This window comes from Rhodoligotrophos appendicifer (genome assembly GCF_007474605.1).
In the GTDB taxonomy this organism is placed as follows: Bacteria; Pseudomonadota; Alphaproteobacteria; order Rhizobiales; family Im1; genus Rhodoligotrophos; species Rhodoligotrophos appendicifer.
The window spans coordinates 234710-260947 of record NZ_VHKL01000006.1 but is presented as its reverse complement, the minus strand read 5'-3'; the positions used below and the strand labels follow the sequence as shown (position 1 = coordinate 260947).

At 63.3% G+C, this 26238-nt stretch carries 25 protein-coding genes; 9 read left to right on the top strand and 16 right to left on the bottom strand.

Annotated elements, in window-relative coordinates; translation table 11 throughout:
* Positions 1 to 69 precede the first annotated feature (69 nt).
* Positions 70 to 834 carry a class I SAM-dependent methyltransferase gene (locus FKM97_RS15300; RefSeq protein ID WP_144293294.1) on the bottom strand — a complete coding sequence of 255 codons (765 nt, stop codon included), beginning with the start codon at positions 832 to 834 and terminating at the stop codon, positions 70 to 72.
* An 81-nt stretch (positions 835 to 915) separates the two neighbouring features.
* On the opposite strand from FKM97_RS15300, the gene FKM97_RS15295 reads away from it, so the two are divergent.
* Positions 916 to 1740 (top strand): MmyB family transcriptional regulator, encoded by an 825-nt coding sequence (locus FKM97_RS15295; RefSeq protein WP_144293293.1) that lies wholly within the window; start codon positions 916 to 918, stop codon positions 1738 to 1740.
* Here the strand turns inward: FKM97_RS15295 and FKM97_RS15290 are convergent.
* Entirely contained in the window at positions 1656 to 2396 is a 741-nt protein-coding gene (locus FKM97_RS15290) for a glutathione S-transferase C-terminal domain-containing protein (protein WP_144293292.1), read from the bottom strand. The two genes, FKM97_RS15295 and FKM97_RS15290, sit on opposite strands and share 85 nt — an antisense overlap.
* 92 nt (positions 2397 to 2488) lie before the next feature.
* Between FKM97_RS15290 and FKM97_RS15285 the strand changes: the two genes are divergently transcribed.
* Positions 2489 to 3250, top strand: coding sequence for a hypothetical protein (locus FKM97_RS15285; RefSeq protein WP_205015052.1), 762 nt, complete (start codon positions 2489 to 2491; stop codon positions 3248 to 3250).
* 381 nt (positions 3251 to 3631) lie between these two features.
* Here the strand turns inward: FKM97_RS15285 and FKM97_RS15280 are convergent, their stop codons facing one another.
* Positions 3632 to 5104: an MFS transporter gene (locus FKM97_RS15280; RefSeq protein ID WP_144293291.1), complete on the bottom strand. Its 1473-nt coding sequence runs from the start codon at positions 5102 to 5104 to the stop codon at positions 3632 to 3634.
* Positions 5105 to 5367: 263 nt separating this feature from the next.
* Here FKM97_RS15280 and FKM97_RS15275 point away from each other — a divergent pair, with 263 nt between their 5' ends.
* A complete protein-coding gene (locus FKM97_RS15275) occupies positions 5368 to 6198 on the top strand; it encodes an isocitrate lyase/PEP mutase family protein (RefSeq protein WP_144293290.1) in 831 nt (276 codons plus the stop codon).
* Between the two features lie 5 nt (positions 6199 to 6203).
* Complete coding sequence (locus FKM97_RS15270; RefSeq protein ID WP_144293289.1) at positions 6204 to 6935, top strand: SOS response-associated peptidase; 732 nt, start codon at positions 6204 to 6206, stop codon at positions 6933 to 6935.
* A 197-nt stretch (positions 6936 to 7132) separates the two neighbouring features.
* On the opposite strand, the gene FKM97_RS15265 is transcribed toward FKM97_RS15270, so the two are convergent.
* Positions 7133 to 8122, bottom strand: coding sequence for a CAP domain-containing protein (locus FKM97_RS15265; RefSeq protein ID WP_144293288.1), 990 nt, complete (start codon positions 8120 to 8122; stop codon positions 7133 to 7135).
* Positions 8123 to 8298: 176 nt separating this feature from the next.
* On the opposite strand from FKM97_RS15265, the gene FKM97_RS15260 reads away from it, so the two are divergent.
* A complete protein-coding gene (locus FKM97_RS15260; protein ID WP_144293287.1) occupies positions 8299 to 8697 on the top strand; it encodes a PRC-barrel domain-containing protein in 399 nt (132 codons plus the stop codon).
* A 148-nt stretch (positions 8698 to 8845) separates the two neighbouring features.
* On the opposite strand, the gene FKM97_RS15255 is transcribed toward FKM97_RS15260, so the two are convergent.
* The 7 genes from FKM97_RS15255 to FKM97_RS15225 form a co-directional block, all read right to left on the bottom strand.
* Positions 8846 to 9259 carry a helix-turn-helix domain-containing protein gene (locus FKM97_RS15255; protein WP_144293286.1) on the bottom strand — a complete coding sequence of 138 codons (414 nt, stop codon included), beginning with the start codon at positions 9257 to 9259 and terminating at the stop codon, positions 8846 to 8848.
* A 70-nt stretch (positions 9260 to 9329) separates the two neighbouring features.
* Positions 9330 to 10376, bottom strand: coding sequence for a glycine betaine/L-proline ABC transporter substrate-binding protein ProX (gene proX, locus FKM97_RS15250; protein WP_342783557.1), 1047 nt, complete (start codon positions 10374 to 10376; stop codon positions 9330 to 9332).
* A gap of 88 nt (positions 10377 to 10464) precedes the next feature.
* Entirely contained in the window at positions 10465 to 11400 is a 936-nt protein-coding gene (locus tag FKM97_RS15245) for an ABC transporter permease (RefSeq protein ID WP_144293285.1), read from the bottom strand.
* Positions 11400 to 12509 carry a quaternary amine ABC transporter ATP-binding protein gene (locus tag FKM97_RS15240; protein WP_246105101.1) on the bottom strand — a complete coding sequence of 370 codons (1110 nt, stop codon included), beginning with the start codon at positions 12507 to 12509 and terminating at the stop codon, positions 11400 to 11402. The genes FKM97_RS15245 and FKM97_RS15240 overlap by 1 nt, the downstream gene beginning before the upstream one ends.
* Positions 12510 to 12900: 391 nt before the next feature.
* Complete coding sequence (locus FKM97_RS15235) at positions 12901 to 13356, bottom strand: MaoC family dehydratase (protein ID WP_144293283.1); 456 nt, start codon at positions 13354 to 13356, stop codon at positions 12901 to 12903.
* Positions 13357 to 13411: 55 nt separating this feature from the next.
* On the bottom strand, positions 13412 to 15409 hold the full coding sequence (locus tag FKM97_RS15230) for an acetyl/propionyl/methylcrotonyl-CoA carboxylase subunit alpha (protein WP_205015050.1): 1998 nt from the start codon (positions 15407 to 15409) through the stop codon (positions 13412 to 13414).
* A 4-nt stretch (positions 15410 to 15413) separates the two neighbouring features.
* Positions 15414 to 17012, bottom strand: coding sequence for a carboxyl transferase domain-containing protein (locus FKM97_RS15225; protein ID WP_144293281.1), 1599 nt, complete (start codon positions 17010 to 17012; stop codon positions 15414 to 15416).
* 109 nt (positions 17013 to 17121) lie between these two features.
* Between FKM97_RS15225 and FKM97_RS15220 the strand changes: the two genes are divergently transcribed.
* From FKM97_RS15220 to FKM97_RS15205, 4 genes are all read left to right on the top strand, one after another.
* A complete protein-coding gene (locus FKM97_RS15220; RefSeq protein ID WP_144293280.1) occupies positions 17122 to 18738 on the top strand; it encodes an AMP-binding protein in 1617 nt (538 codons plus the stop codon).
* A gap of 63 nt (positions 18739 to 18801) precedes the next feature.
* Positions 18802 to 19293 (top strand): MaoC/PaaZ C-terminal domain-containing protein, encoded by a 492-nt coding sequence (locus FKM97_RS15215; protein ID WP_144293279.1) that lies wholly within the window; start codon positions 18802 to 18804, stop codon positions 19291 to 19293.
* 4 nt (positions 19294 to 19297) lie between these two features.
* Positions 19298 to 19930 carry a TetR/AcrR family transcriptional regulator gene (locus tag FKM97_RS15210; protein WP_144293278.1) on the top strand — a complete coding sequence of 211 codons (633 nt, stop codon included), beginning with the start codon at positions 19298 to 19300 and terminating at the stop codon, positions 19928 to 19930.
* Positions 19931 to 20078: 148 nt separating this feature from the next.
* Positions 20079 to 21752 (top strand): thiamine pyrophosphate-binding protein, encoded by a 1674-nt coding sequence (locus FKM97_RS15205; RefSeq protein ID WP_144293277.1) that lies wholly within the window; start codon positions 20079 to 20081, stop codon positions 21750 to 21752.
* A gap of 55 nt (positions 21753 to 21807) precedes the next feature.
* Here FKM97_RS15205 and FKM97_RS15200 read toward each other — a convergent pair whose 3' ends face one another.
* The 5 genes from FKM97_RS15200 to FKM97_RS15180 are packed head-to-tail and all read right to left on the bottom strand — an operon-like array spanning position 21808 to position 26184.
* Positions 21808 to 22941, bottom strand: coding sequence for an ABC transporter substrate-binding protein (locus FKM97_RS15200; RefSeq protein WP_144293276.1), 1134 nt, complete (start codon positions 22939 to 22941; stop codon positions 21808 to 21810).
* A 33-nt stretch (positions 22942 to 22974) separates the two neighbouring features.
* Positions 22975 to 23682: an ABC transporter ATP-binding protein gene (locus FKM97_RS15195; RefSeq protein WP_144293275.1), complete on the bottom strand. Its 708-nt coding sequence runs from the start codon at positions 23680 to 23682 to the stop codon at positions 22975 to 22977.
* Between the two features lie 3 nt (positions 23683 to 23685).
* The gene (locus FKM97_RS15190; protein WP_144293274.1) at positions 23686 to 24438 is read right to left on the bottom strand and encodes an ABC transporter ATP-binding protein; all 753 of its coding nucleotides are present in this window, start codon (positions 24436 to 24438) and stop codon (positions 23686 to 23688) included.
* Entirely contained in the window at positions 24422 to 25297 is an 876-nt protein-coding gene (locus tag FKM97_RS15185) for a branched-chain amino acid ABC transporter permease (RefSeq protein WP_144293273.1), read from the bottom strand. The genes FKM97_RS15190 and FKM97_RS15185 overlap by 17 nt, the downstream gene beginning before the upstream one ends.
* Positions 25294 to 26184 carry a branched-chain amino acid ABC transporter permease gene (locus tag FKM97_RS15180; RefSeq protein WP_144293272.1) on the bottom strand — a complete coding sequence of 297 codons (891 nt, stop codon included), beginning with the start codon at positions 26182 to 26184 and terminating at the stop codon, positions 25294 to 25296. The genes FKM97_RS15185 and FKM97_RS15180 overlap by 4 nt, the downstream gene beginning before the upstream one ends.
* Positions 26185 to 26238 lie beyond the last annotated feature (54 nt).

The following is a 26238-nucleotide window of genomic DNA, read 5'->3' as shown; positions in this document are numbered from 1 at the left end:
CCCGCGAAGAAGACCGGGAGGGCCTACGGAGCCGAATTGCGCCGCTCGTTCAGCCGTCCCGAGTTTTGTTCAGGCTGCGGTGGCCTCTATCTGCAGCGTGTCGAGCGTGAAGGAGCCATCGGGCTCGATGCCGTAATAGTCCGCCGTCTCGCGGGAGGCGTTCTGCTGCAGCGAACGGATGGCCGCTCGGTGGGTGTCGGGGGTGCGCATGCGGTCGACCCAGACCGGATAATCCATCCGCAGGCGCCGCGCCTGGGTGGTCTGGACATGGAAACCGGCCCTGACCAGGGCAGCGCACCAGCCGGCAGCCGTGTAGTTGCGGATGTGGGAGGGATCGCGAAGCAGCTCGACAGCCTGCAGATGCGTGTCGAACGCCGCCGGACCCGGTGAGACGACGTCGATGAAGACGGCCGTCGCGCCGGGCTTCAGCACACGCCGCGCCTGCCGCAGGCCAGCCTCGAAATCATGCCAGTGGTGGGCGGAGAAGCGGCAGGCGAGGAAGTCGAACGCGGCATCATCGAAGGGGAGGTGCTCGGCCGGAGCGATGCATGTCTCGATGTTCGGCAGGTGTCGTTGGCGCGCCGTCGCCGCGACGGCGGCCATCATGTCGGCTGACAGATCACAGGCCGTCACCGAGACGGAGTGGGGCGCGAGCCGATAGGCGACATGGCCGCCCCCCGCCCCCAGATCGAGCGCTTTTTGCGGAGCGCGCAGGCGCGCCATTGCCTCCAGCGCATCGAGATCCTCGCCGCCGGCGTGGACGGCGCTGTGCACATAGGCCTCGGCGCGCGGGCCAAACTGATCTTGAACGACAGCATCATGTGAGCGGGTCATGGAATTCATCCTCCTCGCCCTGAGAAAGCGCGTTTTTCAGCCTAGTACAATGGGGGGCTTTATCCTATTACACTGACTCCCATGAAGACCAAAGAACAGCGGCGACTCTTGGGGCAGTTCCTGCGCTCCCACCGCGAGCGCATGGCGCCCGAGGCACTGGTCCGCAGACGGCGGACCCCCGGACTGCGACGCGAGGAACTGGCGCTGCGGGCCGGCATCGGCGTCACCTGGTGTGCCTGGATCGAGCAAGGTCGCGATGTCAGCGCGTCGCCCGAGGCCCTCGCCCGGCTGGCCGTCGCTCTCGCCTTGACGCCCGCCGAGCGGGCCTATCTGTTCGAGCTGGCCGGACGCCGCGATCCTGATTCGGTACCGTCCAAACCGATCTCGGCCGCCCCGGACTCTGTGCGCGCCCTGGTCGAGGCGCTCGCTCCTCCTGCTTACGGTCTGGACAGGCTGTGGAATGCCTGCTGCTGGAACAGGGCGGCCGAACATCTCTTCGATGGCTGGCTCGGAGCAGGGCAGCAGAAGAATCTGCTGCGTTACGCGTTCACCGACCCCTCGGCGCGCAGCCTGCTGCCGGACTGGAGGGATCGCGCCTTGCGATTGCTGGCGGAATTTCGTGCCGATTATGGCCATGCCCTGAATGATCCGGCCATGATGGCCCTCGTCGACGACTTGAAAAGCGCCTCCGATTTCTTTGCCGATGCCTGGGACCGGCAGGCCGTCCTGGCGCGCGAGGGTGGAGCACGGAGCTTCCTCCATCCGGCAGACGGCCCGCTCACCTTCGCGCAGCATACCTTCTCTCCGGCCGAGCGGCCGGACTACAAGCTGGTGGTGCTGCTGCCGGGAGGGGACGCATTGCGAGAGTTACCGCTCGCCACAGCAGCATGCATTCTGCAGCAGTGATCGACGATGTTCTGATGCTCCAGAACATATCTCTTCAAAGGCGTTTCGATCGCGTAGAAGTAGATGTTCGCAATAAACCCGTAAATGGCTGCGTCGACGGTGGATGGCCTCTGGCCGTGCATATAGCCTTGCTTAGGGAGAAGATCTGCGAGAACCTTCAGATCGGCCAATCCGCGCTGATAGGCGTCATCAGGTTCGTAGCGGCCTATGCCTTGGAAGTGATAGCGCTGAAAATTATAGTCACGGGCTCTTATCAGGTCCGCTTCGGTCAGAACGGAGTGTTCATTTAGAAAAGCGTCACGGAAAAGTGGCCAGTAGCGGTCGTCTTTCCAGCGTGAGTAGGAGATCACCCAATAGAGATCATCGAGCATTCTCGTGACGAGATGATCCATTGTTGGATTTCCGTCGGCCAAGTTTTCTTCGACGTTCGACGTGTAACGCTTCCGAAGAAAATCGATGATCTTCCCGCTGTCCCCAACCGTCATGTCGTCCTGCGTGATGTAGGGAAGCTGTCCTCTTGGTGCTGCCGACGCGTCGAACACGTGCTCATGACGAAAAGGGATCCGGGAGACCTGCAAGAAGGCGAAGATTTTCAGGCCATAGCCGTTGTTGTCGGCTACACCGAACAATGGGGGATAGGAATAGAGCGTCAACATGCTGGCTCCTTCAGGCTGGCGAGGCGCACAGACTATGATGGTCTTCGACCGAGCACTAACAGAGATCCGCGAGGGATGCCGGCTGGTTGGTGATGGTGGCAGGAGCAAGGTTCGAGAGAACCGAGAATCGTCGGGAGGCATCGCTGCGGATCATTGATTTCAGTTCATGGCAGGGTCTGCTCGCGACACTGATCGGATTGGCGCTGTTTACGCTTATCGGCGTCGGCATCCGCTTGTTGATGATGTTCACAATCCAGCAGCGGCGAGAGCGCATGAACCGTCAGATCAACGAGCGGTTGCGCACGCTGATCGCAGCTTACAAGGTCCTCGGAGGCTCTTTCACCGGAGACCTCAGTGTCGATCCTGCTCACCTTGGAGAGCTGCGCCGACGCAGCGAGAGCGCTGAGGGCGAGGCTGAGACAACCTCCGACGTTGCTGGGGAGCGCGCGGCTGGATCGGACCGCAGGCGGCGCATCCGCGATGCGGTCGAAGCGGCCTTGTCTGACGTGATCCTGCTGGGAACCGAAGAGCATGTCCGCCTTGCCGAACACGCGGCGCGCGCGCTGGTCGCCGGCCAGCCGGTGCATATGCATGATCTCGTGATCTCGCTGCGGGACTTCATTCGCAAAGCACTCGACCTCGACCCCATACCGGCCGACCTCCAGATTCCGCTGCAGGGCCCCACTCGTCCCTCCGGTCCTGGTGGAGCGGGCAGAGAGCGGGGAAAAGAGGGATCAAGGCAGGGCGGTGGAGGCCAGGGCGGTGGAGGCCAGGGCGGGGGGACGGGTCAAGGGTGGGGACCCGAAAAAAGCGGCGACGTGGAGGATGTTTCCACCGCCGGTCACCGCCCCTAGACCCTCGAATGCCTCGGGTCACTCTCTTGCGTCGTCTTACCCCTCACGGTTGATCTGCCACCGCGGCCCTTCAGACGAGATCTCAGCCTAAGCGGGGTAGGGGTTCTGCATGATTCATTCTTGTTCGCAATCCGCCTCCGGCGACCCGGCGCGGCGGCGCGGCGGATCCGGGGCGTCCGCGTCTCGCTGCGGCTGAAGTCGAGGCCTCTCGCCCTGGGGCTGTGATTTCAGATCTCTCGGGACCATGACGCATTCTCCTGTGCCCCTAGAAAGCTGCAGCGAATGACGCCGGTTCCGAATCCGGAACAACCGAGGAGGCGCGAAACCAGGAGGCGGCAGTGCGGGGGCTGGCAGGGCCGGGTGGTTTTGCGCGCCTGACGATCAAGTGAGCTGTGCCGCCTTGCCGGCGGGTGCTCCTCGCCAGGCGACCAGGGCGGCCGCCACGGCGATCACCAGCAATGCCGGAAGACTTTCATGCACCGCGGTCAGCAGGCTTTCACTGTCGGCCGTGAGCCAATCGCGATCCTTGCCCGTGACTTCACTCAAGCGCCACGCCAATGTCGTCGCGCCGACGGCTACGCCGAGACTGGTTCCCAGGACCCGCATCAGATTGAGGGTCGAGCCGGCCGCGCCCGCAAGCTCGGCAGGGACGGACGCGATGGTCCAATTGTTGGTGGGGGCAATGAACAAGCCGAGGCCGATGCCGATCAATGTAAAGGCCATGGTGTCGAGCAGCCGGTGGTTGGGGGAGACCCCCACCGAGAGCATCATGATCGTGACGCCGAGGCCGCAAAGCAGCATGGCGACGACACTTATCAGCCCCTCACCCATGCGATCCTTGATGCGCGCACTGAAAGGAGCGGTGAGACCAATGGCAACGGGCACGATGGCCAGGCGCAGGCCCACTTCGGCAAGTGGCTCGCCATAGCCGTGGCCCAGAGCGAAGGACATGAGGAAAAACGTTCCGTACAGCAGAGCATAGGCAAGGATCACCGCCAGGGTCCCGCAGCGAAAGGACGGGCTTTGAAACAGTCGCGGATCGATGAGGGGCGAGGATGAGGCGCGCTCCTGTCGCGCCAGAAGCCACAGGAGCAAGGCCGCCAGGCTGAAGCTGCCCAGTGTGACGGGGGAGAACAGGCCCCAATGCGACATGTGGTTCAAGGTCGCCACGATCAGGATCAAGGCCGGACCGATCAGCAATGCACCGCCAAAGTCGAAGGATTTCCGGGCGCCGATCGTCGAGCGCGGCAGTGCCAGCCAACCGATGATGATGGCGAGCGCGCCGAAGGGGACGGTGACCCAGAAGATCCAGCGCCAGCCGAGATTCGCCAGGATGAAACCGCCCAGGGCGGGCCCTGCGCTCATGCCGATTGCCTGTGCCGCCGCGAAATATCCGAGCGCCCGGCCCCGCGCCTCCGTCGGTACGGTCGCAACCAGAATGGCGATCGAGTTCGCTCCCAGCAGAGAGCCGCCGATCCCCTGCAGGACGCGGAAAAGCAGCAATTGCTCCAATGTCGCGGCCAAACCGCAAAGGGCACTTGCGACAATGAAGAGGGCGTAGCCCACGATATAGAGACTTTTTCGGCCAAACATCTCGCAGAGGCGACCGAAGATCGGCAGGAACGAGGCAAAGGCCAGGAGATAGGCCAGCGCGACCCAGCTGACATGCTGGAGGGGAGCATCGAAGGTCGCACCCAGGGACGGAAGCGCAAGCTGGACGATGGTGGCATCGAGCTGGCCGACAAAGGCGCCCACGCAGACCAGCCCAAGGACGAGCCAGGGATGCCAGCGCTGATGGACGATCCAAGACAGGGGCGCGGGTTCGGTGAGAAGCCTACTCGAGATGAGCGACATGCGGGTTCCATGGAGGGCACGCTCACGTCATATCACGGGTCGAGCGGGGTCTCCAGACGGGTGTCACGGAGCTCCGCGCTGGGGCGGCAGTGGCGTTGTTTGTTGACGAAACCATCTTTAATCGTCATGGCCGTTGACGTTGTTCCCAAATATGTTCTTATTCTGTTCCGGGAGGCGGCTCCTGGCCGAACTCTTGGGGCCGGGGGCCGGGGGCCGGGGTCGGGAGCGGGAGCGGGAGCTGAGACATGACCGGGAGCTGAGACATGACAATGTCGCAAGAGAAGTTCGAGCGGTTCCGGAGCCTGCATACGCGGTCGGGTGCCTTCGTCATCCCAAATCCCTGGGACGCCGGGTCGGCTCGGATCTTGACGGCCTTGGGCTTCGAAGCCCTGGCCACGACCAGCGCCGGCTTTGCATTTTCCATCGGACGACGAGATTCAGCGGCAGCCCTGTCGCGGGACGAGGTCCTGCGAAATGCCAAAGACATCGTTGAGGCGACGCATTTGCCTGTCTCCGCCGATCTCGAGGACGGACTCGGATCAGAGCCGGCAGCCTGTGCGGAGACCATCGCGCTGGCCAGCGAGATCGGGCTGGTGGGCGGCTCCATCGAGGATGCGACCGGCGATCCGGACAGGCCCATCTTCGACTTCGCCCTCGCCGTGGAGAGAGTGGCTGCTGCGGCGGAACAGGCGCGAAACCGTCCGTTCATTTTGACGGCGCGGGCGGAAAACTTCCTGCATGGAAGACCGGATCTGGAGGATACCATTCGCCGTCTTCAGGCCTTCGAGCGGGCCGGCGCGCATGTGGTTTACGCCCCCGGGCTCCCCGGCCTCGAGGCCATCAGGACGGTGTGTTCGGCCGTGACTTGTCCGGTCAATGTGGTCATGGGCCTGTCGGGCCCCTCATTTTCCGTCGCCCAGCTCGAGGATGCCGGCGTGAAGCGCATCAGTGTCGGCGGATCGCTGGCCCGCGCTGCCCTTGGCGGCTTCATGCGCGCTGCTCGGGAAGTGAAGGAAAAGGGGACATTCACCTATGCCGCCGACGCCTTGTCGGCAGCTGAGGCCACGTCCTATATGGCGGACTACGATCGGTAACCGTCATGTGCAACCTCTACAGCCAGACCAAGGGCCAGCAGGCGATCAACGAGCTGATCCGCCCTTGGCGCGACGGCACGGGGAACCTGCCGCCGCTGCCAGGGATCTTTCCGGATTACTCGGCCCCCATCATCCGCAACGCGCCGGAAGGCCTGGAGATGGTCATGGCGCGCTGGGGCATGCCGTCGTCGCAAAGGGCGCTCATGGAGGCCACGCAAAGGCGGGCGCAGAAGCTGGAGGCCAAGGGCCAGGCCGTCGATTTCAAGGAGCTGCTGCGGAGGGAGCCCGACAAGGGCACGACCAACATCCGCAATGTCGGCAGCCAGCATTGGCGGCGCTGGCTTGGGCGCGAGAATCGGTGCCTGGTGCCGTTCACGAGCTTCTCAGAGTTCAATGCCGAAGCGGGCGGTGACATCTGGTTTGCCTTCGACGAGAGCCGGCCGCTGGCGTTCTTCGCCGGGCTTTGGACGCCTTGGACCTGTGTGCGCAAGGTGAAGGAGGGGGAGGTCAGTTGCGACCTCTATGGCTTCCTGACCACGGAGCCCAATGCAGAGGTGGCGCCCATCCACCCCAAAGCCATGCCGGTGATCCTCACCACCGCTGAGGAGCGCGATGTCTGGATGCGGGCGGACTGGTCGGAGGCGGCCGCGCTGCAACGGCCGCTGCGCGATGGCATGCTGCAGATCGTGGCGCGCGGGCAGAAGCAGGATGGGCTGGAGGATGCGCTGTCCTTCTGAAGCCGCCGCCGTTCTTTGAGGAGGTGTGAGAAATTTTCGAGAGTCCCAAGAACACATCTCAGCCTATCCGTGATGCCTTCTGTCTTGCTCGGGTACTCCGCGGCGCACTCCTGACGGAGGGCGTTTTTAGGGCTCGGCTGCTGCGCGAGTGCCTCGACTTTAACGGCTGCATGGATTCCTGACCGGCCGGTGTGGCCTCACTGGTACTCGCCGAGAACCGCGACGGCCAGCTTCTTGCCCTCTCCGTTCGCGGTGATGTCGAAGCCGAGATGAGTGAGGTTTTCATCCAGCAGAGAGCGTCGGATGCCCGGGTCCTCGAGCCAGTTGTCTGCGAAGGCTGCCACGTCGGAGCGGGCGGGCTCACGGCCACAGCCGCCACAGGCGCCCGATGCCGTCGCGAGCCGACGCCATTGCCGCGGTCGATCGTCCGGTAAAGCGTCGTAGAGGCCGCCTTCGGCGCGCACGGCAAAGGGTTCGTCGTCGCTTTCGGGCAAGAGCGCGCTTGCGGCCGTCGACAGTGTCTCGCTGAGCCGGAGGGGCGAAGCGCCAGATTGCCGTCGCACCGCATTAATCTTGTCGAGCATGATCCCGGCGGCTTGCTTGCCCTTGACAGGCTGAGCCGATTCGCCCTCGGCGAGGTTTTGCGCAACCCCAGGACCGGCAAAGGTCTGTACTGCATAGAGCGTTCCGTCGTCACCAAGGACGATGCCGAAGCCGAAACGCTCGAGGCCGCGGGCGAGGATGTTGCGGCGATGCTCGGGGCTCTCCATCCAGTCCTGCTGTAGTTTGCGCACCATGTCCGCCGACAGTGAACAGCCGACGCAGCGGGCAATGTTCTCCGCCACGAGCTCCCATCGGCTACCGCCGGCCGCGACATAGCGATCCTGGACGGTCTCTCCTTCAGGCGATGTGTGCGCGTAGAAGTTGCGCTTCAGCATGTCTTCGGCGTGAGTTGCTGCTGCCCGATTGAGAGCCTCTCCCAAACCGAGGGGGCCCAAGCCATTGCGCTCTCGATCAGCATTGAGAGCCTCCAGGGCAACGCCGCGATGCCTATCCTGGTCGGCAGGTTCCTGAGCGGCCGCGGTGAAGGAGGCCGCGCAGATGAAAAACGCCCCCAGGACGTGACGGATCGTTCGCCTTCGGGGGAGTGACCACGCCGCACATTCTCGCTCCCCGTGATCCGGCATCCTGCACGGTTCCCTGTTCGTCACTCGATCCTCAACAGAGTCGAGAATGTCTCCACTGGATCAAGGTTCCGGTTCGAAGTGTTTACGGCGGCTCACAATTGGTGCGCCTGATCGCGGATCCGGAACATTGTCCGGACCTGGCGGTTTCATCAGTTCAGCCATCAGGAGGCGGCATAATGACAAGTTACAACGCGCAGACCACCGATGTTTCAGCCGACGAGACGGGAACACTCATCGCTGCAAGCAAGGTGGAGGGCACGAATGTCTATAACCGGCAGGGCGAAAGCCTCGGCTCGATCTATGACGTGATGATCGACAAGCGCTCCGGACAAGTTGCCTATGCCGTCATGTCCTTTGGCGGATTCCTCGGCATGGGAGAAAGCTACCACCCCCTCCCATGGAGTGTGCTGGATTATGACACAGCACAAGGCGGGTATGTGATCGACCTGGACAAAGACACCTTAACGGGAGCGCCGTCTTACGCGGCGAGAGAAAATCCCCGATGGAACGAAGACTATACCCGCAGCATCGACGAGTATTACGGTGCTCCTCCCTATCGCGGCCTTGGGCTCTAAGCGTCTCGGCGGGAGCATCCGGAGGGTCGACGCTCCTGGTATTCGAGACCGGTCGGTCGGCCCGTTAATGCCGCTGCCGCTCGTCATCGTAGTGTCTCCCTAAGGACCTGGACTGCGTCCAACCTTAGGGAGATCATCGAGGTCTTACCTATCCCTCCATGACAACCTGGGCAGAACTCCCGCGCGGCGGAGGGGCTTCATTGCGCAGACGGTTGACCAGGGCCTGGACGCGTTGTTGCGATTGGAAAGCCTCCGCGGAGGCGGCTTCCAGATCCCGCAGCACGTCGCTGGCATCGTCCTCCTGGTTCCGAGGGGTTGGCGCCGGCCCCATGCCAGCCATAAGCCAGGTCAGTCCGACACCCAGCAGTCCGGCCATCATCACGAGACGGTTGGGCCGGGGTTTGTCTGAATCACTCTCCCAGGCGTTCCATGTCTCCACCTGCACTCCCAGCCGATGGGCCGCCTCCACCGGCGCCAGGCCCAGGGCTTCGCGCGCCATGGCGATGCGCAGGCCCAGGGTAGTCTCAGGCGTGGCCTGATCCGCTCTGCCAGAAATTGTCATTACGATGCCGTCCTCAATCAACAGATGAATGTGTGCGGTGGGCGCCCCTCAGGCGCCCACCACGCTCCCCTCAATCGGCAGCGGTGCGGGCCTTATCAAGCCAGCCCTTCACCAGATCGGCATGGGCCTCGACCCATTCATCGGCATGGCGCGCGATATCCTCTGAATCGCCTTCGCCCTTATTCATCGTCGCGTTCTGAGCAAAGATGTCTGCGATGGGGATGCTGACCTCCTCCAGCAGCACCTTCGCTGCCGGGTTCTCCTTCACGAACTCACTGTTGGCGACCGGGCGAATATCGTTGGCGGGAAAGCCCAAGCGGCATGGATCTTCGACACAGCCTGCAACGCCTGCCATGGTGGCGGCGTCCTCCAGGCTCTTCTGAGCCTCGGGCAGATCGACCTTGGGAACCTCGATCCACACGACATCCTTACCCGGCTTCAGGACGTCGACCGTCCAGTTTGGTGTCCACGTATAGAAAAGGATGGGCTTGCCTTCGCCGTGAGCGGCCACCGCGTCGGCCATTGAGGCTGCGTAGCTCGCCTTGATCGGGTTGACCGAATCCCGCAATCCGTAGGCGTCGAGATGGTGCTCGATGGTGACTTCGCAGCCCCAACCGGGCGGGCAGGCCACCAGATCCGCCTTGCCGTCGCCGTCACGGTCGAAGGCCTTCTTGACCTCGTCGCGCTTGAAATCATCGAGCGTCTTGATGTCGAACTTCTCGACCGATGCCTTGTCGACGAGATATCCCTCGAGCGCGCCACCCTTTGCCACATAGCCGATCTTCTCGGCGCCGTTGCTGAAGGTGCTCTCATAGGTGTTGTGGAGCGGAAACCAGCCATTCACCCATAAATCGAGGTCGCCTTGCGCCATGGCTTGGTAGAAGGGCGGATTGTCCAATGTCGTTGGTCCTTCGACCGTGTAGCCGAGGTCTTCGAGCAGCTTCTTGTAGATCGCGGCATGGAACCAACCGGTATCCCAGGTTGCCTGCCCCATCTTGACAGTCGTGCCTTCTCCGGGTTTTTCCTGCGCTTGCGCCGTCCCCAGCGGCAGGCTCAGGGCCATTCCGGCGGCCATGGCGGCAGCGGTCAGGCGCCGCGAAAATTTGGGTTTCGTCATGAGTCTCTCTCCTTGATTTTTGTTACTCGCGGGACGGCGGATCGCGCGAGGTAGACCCTGCTCGATGCAAGGTCGTTGACGACAGGCCTCAGACGGCCCGTTCGGGCGCGCCGGCCGAGCGTTTGGCCGGCACGAAAAATGAGCGAAGGGTTGCAAACAGCGATACCGTGGGCACCGATTTGCGCTTTCCCAGAGCCTGGCTGATGCGGTCGAGGATGATGGCAAGCAATACAATGCCCACTCCGCCTGCCGTCGCCTTGCCCACGTCGAGCCGGCCGAGGCCGGTGAAAACGGTCAGGCCGAGGCCGCCAGCACCGATGAGGGCGGTGATCACGACCATCGACAGGGCCAGCATCAGGGTCTGGTTCAGGCCCGCCATGATGGTGCGCATCGCGAGGGGAAACTGAACTTCCCACAGCGTCTGCCACGGGGTGGCGCCAAAGGAGTCCGCCGCTTCGGTGAGGTCCTCGCGGACATTGCGGATGCCGAGATCGGTCAGGCGCACGATGGGGGGCAGGGCGAAAATGATGGTAGCGATGATCCCCGGGACCACGCCGACGCCGAACAACATGACGATCGGCACCAAATAGACGAATGAGGGAATCGTCTGCATGATGTCGAGAACCGGCCGCTGGATCGCCTCGTAGAGATCGCTGCGGGCGGACGCGATGCCCAACGGTATGCCGATGACGACGCAGAACAGGACTGCGGTGACCACCATGGCGAGCGTTGTCATGGTCTCAGGCCACAATCCGATGAGATCGATGAAGCACAGGGCGAGCAGCGTGAACACCGCCACTCCGCGTCCGGCAGTGCGCCAAGCGACCAGCGACAGGATCGCGGTGAAGACGATCATGGGCGTCGCGTTGAGACCTGCGGCCAGGCCGTTCAACACCTGCACCACAGGCCACTGAATCATCCGAAAGAAGGGGCGGAAGTTCGGTACCAACCAATCCTTGACGAAGGTGTTCACCCAGTCGGCGAAGGGAAGCGAGAAGAAATCGGACGGGCTGATCAGGTCCATCACGCCTCTCCTGCAAGCTTCGCGAACACCGCCTTCGGGGCGACGACGCCGGCCGGCAGGCCGTCATCGTCTTTGAGCAGGATCGGCAAACCCCGCCCGGCCACGGAATAGAGCGTGTTCAGATGGGCGTGAGGAGCGCTGGTCGGCCAATTGGCCGTCACGTGTTCGTCCAGGGATACATGTCCGCTGCGCGCGGCGGCGATCGCATCGCGGTAGGTGACGAGGCCCACAACCCGACCTGCATCGGTCACGTGCAGAGCATCCAGCGCCTTTTCCTCCATGACGCTGATCGCCTCGTGAGGACCGGTGGATGAGAGTTCCACCATCGTGGCCGGCGTCGCCACGCTCGCGGCCGTGAAGACACGCGAGCGGTCGATGTCGCTGGTGAAGGCCGACACATAGCCGTCGGCCGGCGATCCGACGATTTCCTCCGCCGATCCCACCTGGACGAAGCGGCCGTTGCGCATGATGGCGATGCGGTCGCCCAGCGTCAGGGCCTCATGCAGGTCATGGGTGATGAAGACGATCGTCTTCTTGAGCCGGCGCTGCAGTTCGAGCAATTCCTCCTGCATGTCGCTGCGGATGAGCGGGTCGAGGGCGCCGAAGGGCTCATCCATCAGCAGGATCTGGGGATCCGAGGCCAAGCCTCGTGCCAGACCCACCCGTTGCTGCATGCCGCCGGAGAGCTCGTCGGGATATCGATCCGCGCGCTCGGCAAGTCCCACTTGTTCGAGCACCGTCAGTGCCCGAGCCCGTTGCTCCGCGGAAGAAACGCCCTTGATCTTCAGCCCGAAGGCCACGTTTTCAACCACGGTCTTGTGCGGGAACAGGGCGAAATGCTGGAAGACCATGGCCACCTTCTCGCGACGAACGGCGCGAAGGTCCTCCGCCGTGGCACGGCTGATATCGGCGCCGTCGATGGCAATGACGCCAGCCGTGGGCCTGATCAGGCCGTTGATCATCCGAATGAGGGTCGACTTTCCGGAGCCCGACAGGCCCATGACCACAAAAATATGGCCCTCTTCGACCTCGAAACTGACATCCTGGACCCCAACGGATTGTCCCGTTGCTTCGAAGACCGCGTCTTTATCCCGCCCCTCTTGCAGCATTCGAAGGGCATCGTCGGGACCATTCCCGAATATTTTATAAACGTTTTTTGCTGATATCTTCGAAACCATAATGTCCAAAACTAATCAGAAGAATTTCCAATTTTTTCTTCCGTTTTATATTTGATTTAACGAGGGGATTTCATCCGATCTCGAGGTTCAGGCCTGGGATGGATCCAGGCCCCGCTCTTTGCAGCGAGATCATCTATATAAAGACATAAGGTCGGAAGCGCAACCCGCGGCAGCGCGATTGTGGCTGAAGAATGACAAGAGCGCGCTGGTCAGCGGGGGGCGACCGCGCCTGCGCGTCGCAGCAGAGCAAATTTGGCAGCGGAGGAGGGCGGCCCAATCAATGGGATCCGGGGGCAATCCTCTCAGCTGGATCGCATGGGGTTCAGGCCTTGGGGCGGCAAAGCATGAGGCCGACGCGGCGGCAGCTGGCCACCACCTCCTCGCGCTGGTTGGTGGCGGTGTGCTCGAACTCGACGAGGCCCTGAGTGGGGCGCGACTTGCTGGGGCGGGTGGAGAGGATCTTGGTATGCGCCTTCAGGGTGTCGCCATGGAACACGGGCCGCGGAAACTTCACGTCGGTCATGGACAGATTGCCCACGGTGGTCCCGAGCGTCGTGTCATAGACGGTCATGCCGACCAGGATGCCGAGCGTATAGAGGCTGTTGAACAGGCGCTCGCCGAATTCGGTCTGAGCGGCGAAATGGGCGTCGATATGCAAAGGCTGCGGGTTCATCGTCAGCAGGCTGAACATCGTGTTGTCCATCTCCGTCACCGTTCGGCTGAAGGCGTGATGGAACTCCTGGCCCACGAAGAACTCCTCGAAATACAGACCTGCCATGGGTGACCTCCGCGTCTTGGATGAGTGCGTCAAAGGAATGGTCGGAAGGGCTCCGTCACGCTGCCGATGCGGGCTCGATCAAGGCGAGCCGCTTGCCTGCGGGAACCGTATCTCCCGGCCGACAGGCGATGTCGGTCACCACGCCCCCCGTCTCAGCCTTCAGGGAACTGAACAGCTTCATGGATTCAAGAATAATCACGATGTCGCCGGCCTCGACCGTGTCGCCGATGGCCATCCTCACCTCCACCACGACGCCGGGCATGGGGGCGAGAATCGAACCAGATCCCGCCGCACCGGCACCGGCGCCGGCGAGGACCGCCACGGCCGACGCCAGTGCGAACTCATAGATTTCGCCGGCAAGCAGCAATCGCACTTTGCCGCCGGAGCGTTCAAAGATCCCCTGGTGAAGAGTGCCATCGCACTCGATGACGACCGCATCGCCGTCCGTGGTGACGCCCAGGCGGAGAGTGCCCTGATCGTCACTGACGCTGTGGGTTCCGTCGGCGCAAGCCAGGATCGTCAAAGCCGTCGTCGCGGTCTCGTCGGTGGCGACCAGATGCGCCTCGGAGAGACCGCCGGCTGGACCCAAGAGGCGGAAGCCGGCAAGCCGCGACCAAGCAGAGTTTGCTGTCGAAGCCGCGGGTGCGGAGCAGACCTCCAGAATTGCTGCAGCCGCACGGGCCAGTCGCGCCAGGGGTCTCGCCGGTAACCATCCCTCCGGAAAGGCATCCTCAATGAAGCGAGTCGTGGCACGACCCTCGACGAAGATCGGATGCTCGATGGCCTCGACAAGGAAGGGGATGGTGGTGGAGGGCCCGAAGATCGGGAAGTCGCGCAGGCCGCGCGCGAGCTTGGCGCAGGCAAGTGCGCGGGTGTCTCCCGTTGCAATCGCCTTGGCGAGAAGGCTGTCGTAGAAGAGGGTGACTTCAGAGCCCGCTGCAACACCGCTGTCGATCCGGAGTCCGGCCGGCTCGCGATAAAGCCGGATAGGGCCACCATCCGGGCGAAACCCCTGATCGGCCCGCTCCGCAGTGATCCGCGCCTCGATGGCATGGCTGTGTTGATGAATTTCCTCCTGCAGAGCCGGCAGCCGCTCACCGGAGGCAATGCGGATCTGCCATTCCACGAGGTCGAAACCCGTGATCGCCTCAGTGACGGTATGCTCGACCTGGAGGCGGGTGTTCATCTCGAGGAACCAGGGATCATCCTCCCCCTCTTCAAGGATGAACTCCACGGTCCCGAGATTGTCGTAGGAAATCGCCTTTGCCAAAGCGAGCCCGCGTTCAAGAAGCCGGGCGCGGATTGCGGGCGCGAGATTGGGGGCAGGGGCCTCCTCGAGGACCTTCTGGTTGTTGCGCTGGACGGAGCAGTCGCGCTCGAAGAGGTGGACAACGTTGCCGTGGCTGTCGCCGGCCACCTGGACTTCGAGGTGACGGGGGCGCTGGACCAGCTTCTCGATCAGGAGCGCAGGGTCACCGAAGGCCGATTCAGCCTCACGGCGCACGAGGTCGAGGGCAGAGTTCAACTCGGCGGCATCGAAGACGCGGCGCATGCCCTTGCCGCCGCCGCCGGCAGAGGCCTTCAGCATCAGGGGGAAGCCGATGCGCAACGCTTCCTGAGCCAGGCGACCGGTGGACTGGTCCTCACCGGAATAGCCCGGCACGCTCGGCACGCCGGCGCGCTCGGCAATGTGCTTCGAGCCAATCTTGGGCCCCATGGCGATGATGCAGTCAGCAGAGGGTCCCACAAAGACCGGGCCCCCTTGGGCGCACAGCAGGGGCAGGTCCGGACGTTCGGAGAGGAAGCCATAGCCGGGATGGATAGCCTCGGCACGCGTGCGGATGGCTGCTTCCATGATGGCATCAGGGCGAAGGTAGCTGTCGCGCGCGGCGGCAGGCCCGATGCGCACCGCCTCATCCGCGTAGGCCACATGGCGAGCTTCCCGGTCGGCGTCGGAATAGACCGCAATCGTGCGGATCCCGAGCTTGCGGCAGGTGCGCATGATGCGGATGGCGATCTCGCCCCGGTTGGCGATGAGCAGGGATCCGATCATGGGTCTACATCCGATAGACGGGGCGGTGGTCCGGCAGATCGATCTCGCGAGCGGCCAGTGCAAGACAGAGCCCGAGAACGTCGCGGGTCTGGGCGGGTTCGATGATGCCGTCATCCCACAGCCGAGCCGTGGCATAATAGGGCGTGCTCTGCTCATCGAATTGGGTGCGCGTCGCCTCATGGACGCGCGCGATCTCGGCCTCGTCGGCGGCACCGCGACTGAGGCTGGCGCGGCGGAGGTCGGTGACCACCGCGGCGGCGACGTCGGCGCTCATGGTGGCGATCCTGGCATTCGGCCAGGCGAAGAGAAAGCGGGGCTGGAAACCGCGGCCGCACATGCCGTAATTGCCGGCGCCGTAGGAGCCGCCGATGATGACCGTGTAACGGGGGACGCGGGCATTCGCCACCGCGTAGACCAACTTTGCCGAATGCTTGGCAATCCCCCCGCGCTCGGCCTCGGTGCCCACCATGAAACCGGTAATGTTCTGGAGGAAGAGGAGCGGGATGCGGCGCTGATCGCAGAGCTCGATGAAATGGGCGCCTTTCACCGCGGATTCGGAGAAAAGCACGCCATTATTGGCGAGGATGCCCACGGGCTCGCCGTGGATCCAGGCAAAGCCGCAAACGAGAGTGGCGCCATAGGCGGGTTTGAACTCCTGGAACTCGCTGCCATCGACCATGCGAGCTATGACTTCGCGGACGTCGAAGGGCTGTTTAAGATCGGTGCCGACGATGCCACCCAGCTCAGCCGGATCGTGAAGCGGTTCACGGGTCTCGCGCGCCGTCGTCCGATGCTGCTGCGGCCAATTGAGGGCGGCGACGATGTCGCGCAGCTTGCCAATCGCCTCCAGCTCCGTCCCGGCGATGTAATCGGAGACGCCGGAGACGGTGGAATGCATCTCGGCACCGCCGAGGGTTTCACCATCGACGATCTCGTTGATGGCGGCCTTGACGATGGGTGGGCCACCGAGATGAATGCGGCCGCTGCCGCGGACCATCACCACCTCGTCCGACAAGGCGGGAATATAGGCGCCGCCCGCCGTGCAGCCGCCGAAGACGGCTGAAAGCTGCGGCAGGCCGGCGGCGGACATGCGGCATTGCTGGAAGAAGGTGCCTCCGAAATGGTCGCGGTCCGGAAAGACGCGGTCCTGCTCGGGGAGAAAGGCACCGCCGCAATCCACCAGATAGATGCAGGGAAGACGGTTTTCGAGGGCGATCTCCTGGGCGCGCAGGTGCTTCTTGACGGTTTCGTGGAAGAACGAGCCGCCCTTAACCGTTGCATCATTGGCGATGATCATGCAGGGCGTGCCGGCGACGACACCGATGCCGGTCACGATGCCGGCGGAGGGCACCTCATTGCCGTAGAGTTCCCAAGCGGCCAGAGGCGACAGTTCCAGAAAAGGCGAGAGCGGATCCACAAGATGGTCGATGCGTTCACGCACCGGGATCTTGCCCCGCTGGCGGTGACGATCGCGAAATTTCTCGCCGCCGCCCATGAGAACATGACGGTGGCGATCGCGCAGAAGCTGCAAAAGGGTGTCATAGGCAGACGTGTTCTGTTCAAAGCCCGGATCGGTCCGGACCCTCGTGTCCAACACAGGCATTTTCCCGATCTCTTGTTTCCGTGACGACCCGATTGGGTGCCCGACTTGCCGGCAGCCAAAGAATGCTTTAGACCTACCAAGCGCTAGGGAGCGATACAAGGGAAATCGAATGACGTTGTCGGGGAGGACATATGAGGAGGTCTGTGCCGGCTTCCGCTGGGCCGTGCCAGACAGGTTCAACATCGCCGAGGCGATCTGCGACCGCCATGCGGCGGCGGGCGGGACGGCCATCATCTTCGAGGCTGGGGATGGCGCCAGGGAGTTGAGCTTCGCCTATCTGCAGGAGCAGTCGAAGCGGCTCGCCAACGCGCTGTCGGCGCATGGGGTCGTGCGGGGCGACCGAGTGGGGATCCTGCTGCCGCAATGCCCGGAGGCCATCATTACGCATCTGGCTGCTTACCGGATTGGCGCAATTGCACTGCCTCTGTTCACATTGTTCGGTCCGGAAGCACTGGACTACCGGCTTAAGGACAGCGGCGCCAAAGCCGTCGTGTCCAACAGCTCGGGGATCGAGAAGCTCCTCGATATCGTGGGCGCGCTGGAGGCGCCGCCCGTGCTGATCGCCATCGAGGACCGCCATGAGGGAAGCGTGCTGGAGTGGACAGCGCTGCTCGAACGCGCCTCAGCTGATCATACGCGCGTGGACACAGCTTCGGACGATCCGGCGATCATGGTCTATACGTCGGGCACGACCGGCAATCCCAAGGGCACGCTTTACGGCCACCGCGTTTTGCTCGGGCACATGCCCGGGGTCGAATTCCCCCATGACTTCTTTCCCCAGCCCGGCGACCGGATGTGGACACCGGCAGACTGGGCCTGGGCCGGGGGATTGATGGATGTGCTGTTGCCGTCGCTGTTCCACGGCGTGCCGGTGGTCGCCAAGCGGCTGCAGAAATTCGACCCCGAGGAGGCCTTCGCCTTGCTCGCCCGCCACGGCGTGCGCAATTCTTTCATGCCGCCGACCGCACTCAAGATGATGCGCCAGGTCAGCCGGCCGCAGGAGCGCTTCGGCTACAAGATGCGCAGTGTGGCAAGCGGCGGCGAGCGGCTCGGCGACGAGATGCTGGAGTGGGGCCGCGAAAGCTTCGGGCTGACGATGAACGAATTCTACGGCCAGACCGAGGCCAATCTGACGATCGGCAATTGCGCATCCATCATGGAGCTCAAGAAAGGCTCCATGGGGAGGGCAATGCCCGGCCATGTGGTGGAGGTCGTCGATGGTGACGGCCATCCCCTGCCGCCAGGTGCTACGGGCACCATCGCGATCAAGGCGCCGGACCCCGTGTTCTTCCTGCGCTACTGGAACAAGCCCGAAGCGACAGAGGACAAGTTCCGCAATGGCTGGCTGCTGACGGGCGATACCGGCAGCCGTGATGAAGACGGCTATTTCTGGTTTCACGCCCGCAATGACGACGTCATCATTTCCAGCGGCTATCGCATCGGGCCAACCGAGATCGAGGAGTGTCTGATGGCACATCCGGCCGTGGCCATGGTGGCCGTGGTGGGCGTTCCCGACCCGGTGCGCGGGGAGGTCGTGAAAGCCTTCATCGTGGCGCGGGAGGGTATCGCCATCGATGCGGCGGTTCATGCGGACGTCCAGGCCTTCGTCAAGGCGCGGCTGTCGGCGCATGAATATCCGAGACAGATCGAGTTCCGAGAGAGCCTGCCGATGACGGTGACCGGCAAGATCCGCAGAAAGGATCTGCGGGACGAGGCCCAGGCCTGACGGCAAAGGTCGTGACTTACTCATCAGCGGCCTTGCTTGCCGGCTCATAGTGGAAAGGTTTTCATGGGACGCGTGTTCGGAGAATTCGAGATTGGCCAGCGATACTTGACGCCAGGTCGGACCATCACGGAAGCCGATGTCGGGACTTTCGCCGGCCTGACGGGCGATTATAATCCGGTTCACACGGACGAGGAGTTTGCGGCGAACACCGACTTCGGTGGACGGATCGCGCATGGGCCCCTCGGCATCGGCGTTGCCTTCGGACTGGCGGCGCGTCTTGACCTCATCGATGGAACGGTGGTGGCGCTGCTCGGGGTCACATGGGACTTCAAAGCGCCCGTTCGGTCCGGCGATACGATCCACGCCCTGATCGAAGTGTCCGGAAAGCGCGCCGTCCGAGATCCCGAGCGGGGGATCGTGGAGCTTGCGATCACCCTCATCAATCAGGACGGGACCATCGCCCAGACCGGCTCGGCGCGACTGCTGATGCGGCGGACGAGGCCGACGGATGCATCCTGGGGGCTTCTCGCGGATGCCGCGCATGTTGTAGGATGAGGACATGGAGCAAGAGCAGGCCATCGCGGCGTATGATGGGGGGCAGGTCAAGGACAACGAGATCGAAGCGATCGGTGTCCGACGGCAGATCCTGAATGCCGCCGCGCTGCTGTTGCGGCTCAAGGGCTACGAGGCGACCACGACGCGCGCCATCGCCACGGAGGTGGGGATCAAGGGCGGCAGCATCTATCATCACTTCCCTTCGAAAGATGCTATCGTAGAGGCGGTGGTGAACGAAGGCGTGCTCGTCGTCTATAATGCTGTGGCCAAGGCCCTGGACAGCCTGCCGAAGGATGCGACACCGCGCCAGCGGCTCGAGGCGGCGATCAAGGGCCATCTGCTGTCGTCGCTGGAGCATAGCAACTATACCTCCGCCAGCATCCGCGCCTTCGCCTTTCTTCCCCAGGCGGTGCGCAGCGGCTGTCGGGTGGAGAGGCGGCGTTATGAGACGCTATGGGAGGGCCTGGTCCAGGAACTCTACGACGCGAAGCTGATCGATCCCTCGATTTCGCCGGATTCGGTACGGTTGCTGCTGCTCGGTGCGTTGAACTGGGCCGGAGAATGGTATCGGCCCGAGCGGATGGATATCAACGACATCTCCCGCGACTTCGCAGCCAGCATCGTGGGGACGAAATAAGTCCGAGTGCTGACAGGGGGGCCGGATCACCCATTCAAGCCGACATCAGAATTGTGCAGCTTCCTAGCGCTTGGTCGCTTTGATTAACACCTGGGCGACGTCCGTCGGCCCGGTCTTCAGATGAACAGAAACGCCAGCAGGAGATCAGATGACCACCATGCAGACGCCGGTCTACCAGGTGCTGGCCGAGGACATCGCCCGCCTGGGGACCGATACATGTTTCGGCCTGATGAGCGACGATACGATCGGGCTCTTCGTGGCTCTGGACGCCATCGGTGTCCGGCTCTGCTCGGCGCGGCACGAGACCAATGCCGTGCTGGCGGCGGAAGGATATGCGGCAGCGACAGGTCGGCTCGGAATCGCGGTGATCGGGCGCGGGCCCGCGGCAGCAAATGGCATGCATGGCATCATGGTCGCGGCGCGCAGCGGTTCACCGGTGCTGATCATCATGGGCGATGGCGAGCCTGATGCCGACCCGAACGGCATCGGCCCGGACTACAAGGCCTATAATGCCACCGCCGTCATGGCGGCGGCGGGCCTCCAGACATTCTCCGTCACCAGCACGCATACGGCGCGGGCGACACTCGCTTCGGCGATCACCGCCGCATTGAAGGGCGCCGCGGTTACCCTGCATATTCCGGCAAGCGTGCAGAACGCGCAGATCGACGCTGCTGAGGCGGAAGCACCCGCCCTCGCCGTTGCCGCGAGCACGCCGAAGGTGCGAGAGGCTGGACTTGCAGCCGCCATGGCGCTGCTTGCGACCAGCCGGCGGCCGCTCATCCTGGCGGGGCAGGGCGCCCATCGCGCCGGTGCGCGGGAGGCCCTGGAGCGGTTGGCGGAAACGACCGGCGCCCTGCTGGCTACCACCTTCAAGGGCAAAGACCTGTTTCGGGGGCATCGCCTCAATCTCGGCGTTTGCGGCTCATTCTCCCATTCCCTCGGCCGGAAATACATCGAGCAAGCCGATTGCGTGCTCGTCTTCGGCGCAAGCCTGAACTTCTATACGACGAGCAAAGGCAAGGCCTTGCCCGAAGTTCCTCTCATCCAAGTTGATCATTCCCGGCGCAATATCGGGCGATGGCACCCGGCCGATGTCGCCGTGGTGGGGGACGTGAGGGAGGTGGCAGAGCGGATGGGGGCTCAGGTGGAACGAGGGCCCGAGCGCGACAGGCCCTTCCACAACGAGACGGTGCTCCGCGAGATCGCGACCTTCGACATCGAAGGAGATTTTCAGCCCGCTAACACAAATCGTACCCTGGATCCACGGTCGCTGGCGGTGGCCCTCAACAGGCTGCTGCCGCAGAAGCGGAATCTGATCTATGACGCCGGAAACTTCCTCATGGTGGCGGGCTATCTGTCGGTCGACGGGCCAGGCCATCTCAAGGTGAGCAGCGATTTTGCCTCCATGGGAGCAGGGTTCGGAACCGCGCTTGGATTTGCCATCGGACGGCCGGAGGAGACGAATATCCTCGTCATCGGCGATGGCGGCCTGTTGATGAGCCTGTCCGAGCTCGAGACGGTGGCACGCAACGGCATTCCGCTGGTCATCGTCGTGGTCAATGACTGTGCCTACGGCGCAGAGCTGCAATTCTGCCGACAGCGCAACCTGCCTGAGGCGACCTCAGTCTTCGCCGATATCGACTTCGGACCTTTGGCGGAAACATTGGGATTTCAGAGCGCCACGATCCGCAGCCTGGAGGATCTGGAGCGGCTCAGTACGCAAATTGCGGATTGGAACGAGCCGATCTTGCTCGACTGCAAGGTGAATGCGGACGTGCAGGCGCCATTCATTTCCGAGCTCGTCGAAGCGGTCGAACGCTGAAATCGACCTGGCTCCCCGCCGTCGGCAGGGAGCCAGAGCAGTTCACGGATCAGGTCTATTTCACACCGACGAACTTGCCGCCCTCGACCTTCAGCAGGACCGGGGTGTATTCGACCTGACGGCCCTCGCCGATGCTGTAGCTTCCGGTTCCCAGCACCACGGGAACATTCTTGACAGCCGATGTCAGCTTGTCGCGAACCTGCTCACGCGTGGGGTTCGGGCCAAGTTCCTTCAGGATGGTCCCCACCACCTTCATCTGCGCGTAGCCGCCCGCGGCGAAATTGTCGGGAGCGGTCCCGAAGCGGGCCGTGTAGGCAGCGACGAAATCCTTGCTCTCCTGATTGGTCGAGCCATCCGGGGCGAAATCTCCGACGAGCAGGGTGCCTTCAACGGCATCGCCGCCGAGCTTGATCAGGGTCGGTGCGGCCATGTTCATGGAGCCGATGAGCTGGGTTTCCTTCGGCAGTCCGGCCTGACGCAACTGGGCCAGAACATTTGCGCCGACATGGGCCTGGGCGGCGACGAAGACTGCATCAGGCTTCTCGCCGACGACCTGGGTGGCGATGACGGAGAAATCGGTATCCGTGCCCAATATGCCGTTTTCGGACACGATCTCGATGCCGTTCTTCTCCAGGTCTTCCTTGAGGAACTTCTTCTGAGTGACGGTCGAGTCGTTCTGGCGGTCGAAGATGATCGCCACGCGCTTCGGCTTGAGAGTGCCGACGATATACTCGCCGACGGGCTTCATATAGGCGCTGGTGCCGACGAGACCCTTGAAGGCCCATGGGCCGGATTTGAAGATGTCCGAGGAGAGCGCCAACGTGTAGAGGGGGATGCCCTGCTCATTGGCGACGGGGGCCGAGGCCAGGGATTCGATGCTTGAGGTGGGGCCGACGATCATGAGCGCCTTGTCGGCGGTGGCAAGCTTCGTCACCAGGTTCATGGCCTGGTTGCGATCGCTGGCCGTATCCTCGACGATCAGCTTAATCGTGTCGTCGCCAAGAACCTTGTTCTTGTTGATCTCCTCGGCTCCGAGAATGGCGCCGTTGGCCATGGTGGTGCCGACAAAGCCGACATTGCCGGTCAGGGCATGCATCAAGCCGATCGGGATTTCCGCCGACAGGACGGGGCCGGCAGAAAGAACCGCACCTGCAAGACCCAGGAGCAGCAGTCTCAAACTCTTCTTCATTGTTCCCTCCGATGTTTTTCGTTTCGTGGCAGTTCAGGCAATCACGCCCAAATAGGATTCCGTCACCCTTTGGTCGTGGAGAAGATCGGTGCTGTCGCCGTGATAGGCGATGCGGCCGCGTTCGAGGATGTAGGCGCGCTTGGAGACGGTGAGCGCGCGGCGGGCATTCTGCTCAACAACGAGGATGGTGAGGCCCGCTTGGTTCAAGGCGCGCAGGGCCTCGAAGACCTGGGCAATGATGATCGGGGCAAGGCCGAGGCTGGGTTCGTCGAGGAGCAGGACCTTGGGCGATCCCATGAGGGCGCGGCCGATGGCCAGCATCTGCTGCTGGCCGCCGCTGAGGGAGCCGGCGCGCTGGCCGGCACGCTCCTTGAGAATGGGAAACAGCTTGAAAACCTGCGGAAGATCCTGCTGCGGCTGGCGATCACCGAGGGCGAGACGGCCGAGCAGAAGATTCTCCGTCACGGTCTGGGACCCGAGGACATGACGGCCCTCAGGAACTTGAATGAGGCCGAGGCGAGCAATGCGATAGGCCGCCTGACCCGAAAGGGTCTGGCCCTCCATGCGGACCGATCCCGAGCGGGGGCGGACGATGCCGCTCAAGCCGTTGAGGAGGGAGGATTTCCCCGCGCCGTTAGAGCCGATCAGCGCGACCATCTCCCCCTGACGCACCTCGAGGGAAGCATTGCGCACCGCGTGAACGCCGCCATAGGAGATGGTGAGATCTTCGACGGTGAGCATCGGCTAGGCTCCGAGATAGGCTTGCTGGACCGCGGGCGATCTGAGGGCTGCTTCGGGCGTGCCCGAGGCGATGAGACGACCCGTATCCAAGACGTAGACATCGCGGCAGACGGCCGTGACCAGGCGCATGTTGTGCTCCACCAGCAGGACGGCCATGCCCTTGGCGGCAAGATCGACGAAGATGTCCCCAAGCTCGCCGGCTTCCACGTCGTTCATGCCGGCGACGGGCTCATCCAGCAGGAGCAGCTTAGGGCGGGCTGCCAAGGCACGGGCGATCTCGACGCGGCGTTGATGACCGTAGGAGAGGCTGCCCACCAGGGCATCAGGATAGGCCCCCAGGCCGAATGAGCCGAGCAGTTCCCGGGCCTCGTCACGCATGGCGCGCTTTTCCCGCGTGGCACTCGGGAGGCCGAGAAGGGCGGACAGCCAAGAGGCCGTACCGTGGCGATAGAGCCCCAGGGCAACGTTCTCCAGCACGGTCGCGTCGAGCAGGAGCCGCACATTTTGAAAGGTGCGAACGATGCCGGTCAGCGCGACATCGGTCGGCGAATAGGTGGTGATGTCACGATCCTCAAAGGAGATCGTCCCGACAGTGGGGGCCAGGATCCCGGAGATGAGATTCACGACCGTGGTCTTGCCCGCCCCGTTCGGGCCGATCAGGCCAGTCACAGTCCCAGGCCGCACCTCAAGGCTGAGGTCCGAGACGGCGAGGAGACCGCCGAAGCTCTTCGAGACGGCGTCAAGTCGCAGCGACATCGCGATCAGGCTCCAAGCGAGAGGGGTTCTTCTTAAACCGGGCCGACAGGCTGTCGACGATGCCGCGCGGCAGGAAGACGATGATGACCACCAGCAATATGCCGTGGATCAGGGCGCGGTTTTCCGCCAGGGGACGCGCCAGTTCCGGCAGAATGGTGAGGATGAGAGCCCCGACGATTGGGCCCCAGACCGACCGTCGCCCGCCGAGGACCACCATGGCCAGGATGGAGACGAGGAGCGGGAAACCGAATTGGGCGGGCTCGATGCTGTAGGTGTGGAGGGCAATGAGGCCGCCGAAGAGACCGGCGATCGCGCCGCTGAGGGCGAAGGCGAGGAGATGCAGGGGTGGTACCGAGACGCCCAAGGAGGCCGCGACGATTTCATCCTGCCGGATCGCGTCAAGGGCCGAGCCCAGGCGGCTGCGACCAATCGCGATGATGACGTAGAGGCAGGCGCAAACGGCCACGAAGATATGGACCGTCCCGACGGTCTTCGGGATAGCGTTCAGGCCAAGAGGACCACCGGTCACGTCCTCCGCATAATACATCAATGACAGGACGATCTGGACGAAGGCCAAGGTGGCGATCGCCTGATAGACGCCGCGAACCCGGGCTAGAGGCAGGGCCAAGATGATCGCCGTCACGAGGCCGACGACAAGTGCCGCCAGCAGCGCCAAGGCGACCCCCATCTCGGCATCGCGGGCGAGCAGGGCCGCCGCATAGGCGCCCATGGAGGTGAAGCCGGCCGTCGCCACGGAGAACACCCCGGCGCGAAGCACGATGTATTGGCTGAGCGCGAGCCCGCAATGGATCAGAACGAGGTCCAGAATGGGAAAATAGGGGGCGAAGATCCCGGTCATTGACGCACCGCCCGCACGTCCTTCACAGCGCTGCCGAAAATGCCGCTGGGACGGACAAGAATGATGAGGAAGAGCAGAGCGTATATGACGGGATCACTGAGGCCGGCGGGGAGATAGGCCGTGCAGAGCGCCTGGATCAGGCCGAGCAGGAAGCCTGCTGCCAAAGCGCCCTTGAGGCTGCCCAATCCGCCGATGATGAGCACGACGAAGCCCCGCAGCAGATAGGGTTCGCCCATCAAGAACTGGACGGTGTTGAAGGCAAGCCCCACCAGGACGCCCGCGACGCCGGCCATGGCGCCGGAGATGAAGAAGGTCTGGAGATAGACGCTGTTTGCGTTGACACCGAGCAGAGACGCCGCGCGCTCGCTTTCGGCAACCGCACGGACCTGGCGCCCGAAGGAGGTGCCATAGAGATAGATCGCGATCCCTGCAGCCATGATGGCGACGGTCGCCACGATGGTGATCTGCAGGCCCGTGATCCTGAGGCCGAGAAAGGTCAAAGCGAAATCGGGAAAGGTGCCGTAGGGAAAGCGGAAGACCTGGGTGTTGGACAGGCGCTGCGCCAATGTGGTGAGCACCATGTCGGCGCCGATACTGGAGATGATCGCGGCAAATTCGATCTCATTGCTGCGCCGCAAGGGTCGGAATGCCACCAGGTCGATGACGACGGAGACGATGCCCGCGGCAATGGCGGCAATGATGAAGGCGGACCACAGAGGGAAGCCATTGAGTACGGTCACGAGTCCGGCAAAAGCTCCGACCATCAGGATCGCGCCATAGGCCAGGTTCAAGATGCCATGGACGCCGAAGATCAGATTGAAGCCGAGGGCGAACAGTCCGTAGACCGCCCCCATGACCAGACCGTTCAGGAGTTGTTGCGCCAGCATTGGAGACATACCAAAAGCGAAGAAGGAGAGTGAGCCATGCAGCGGCGCGGGCGC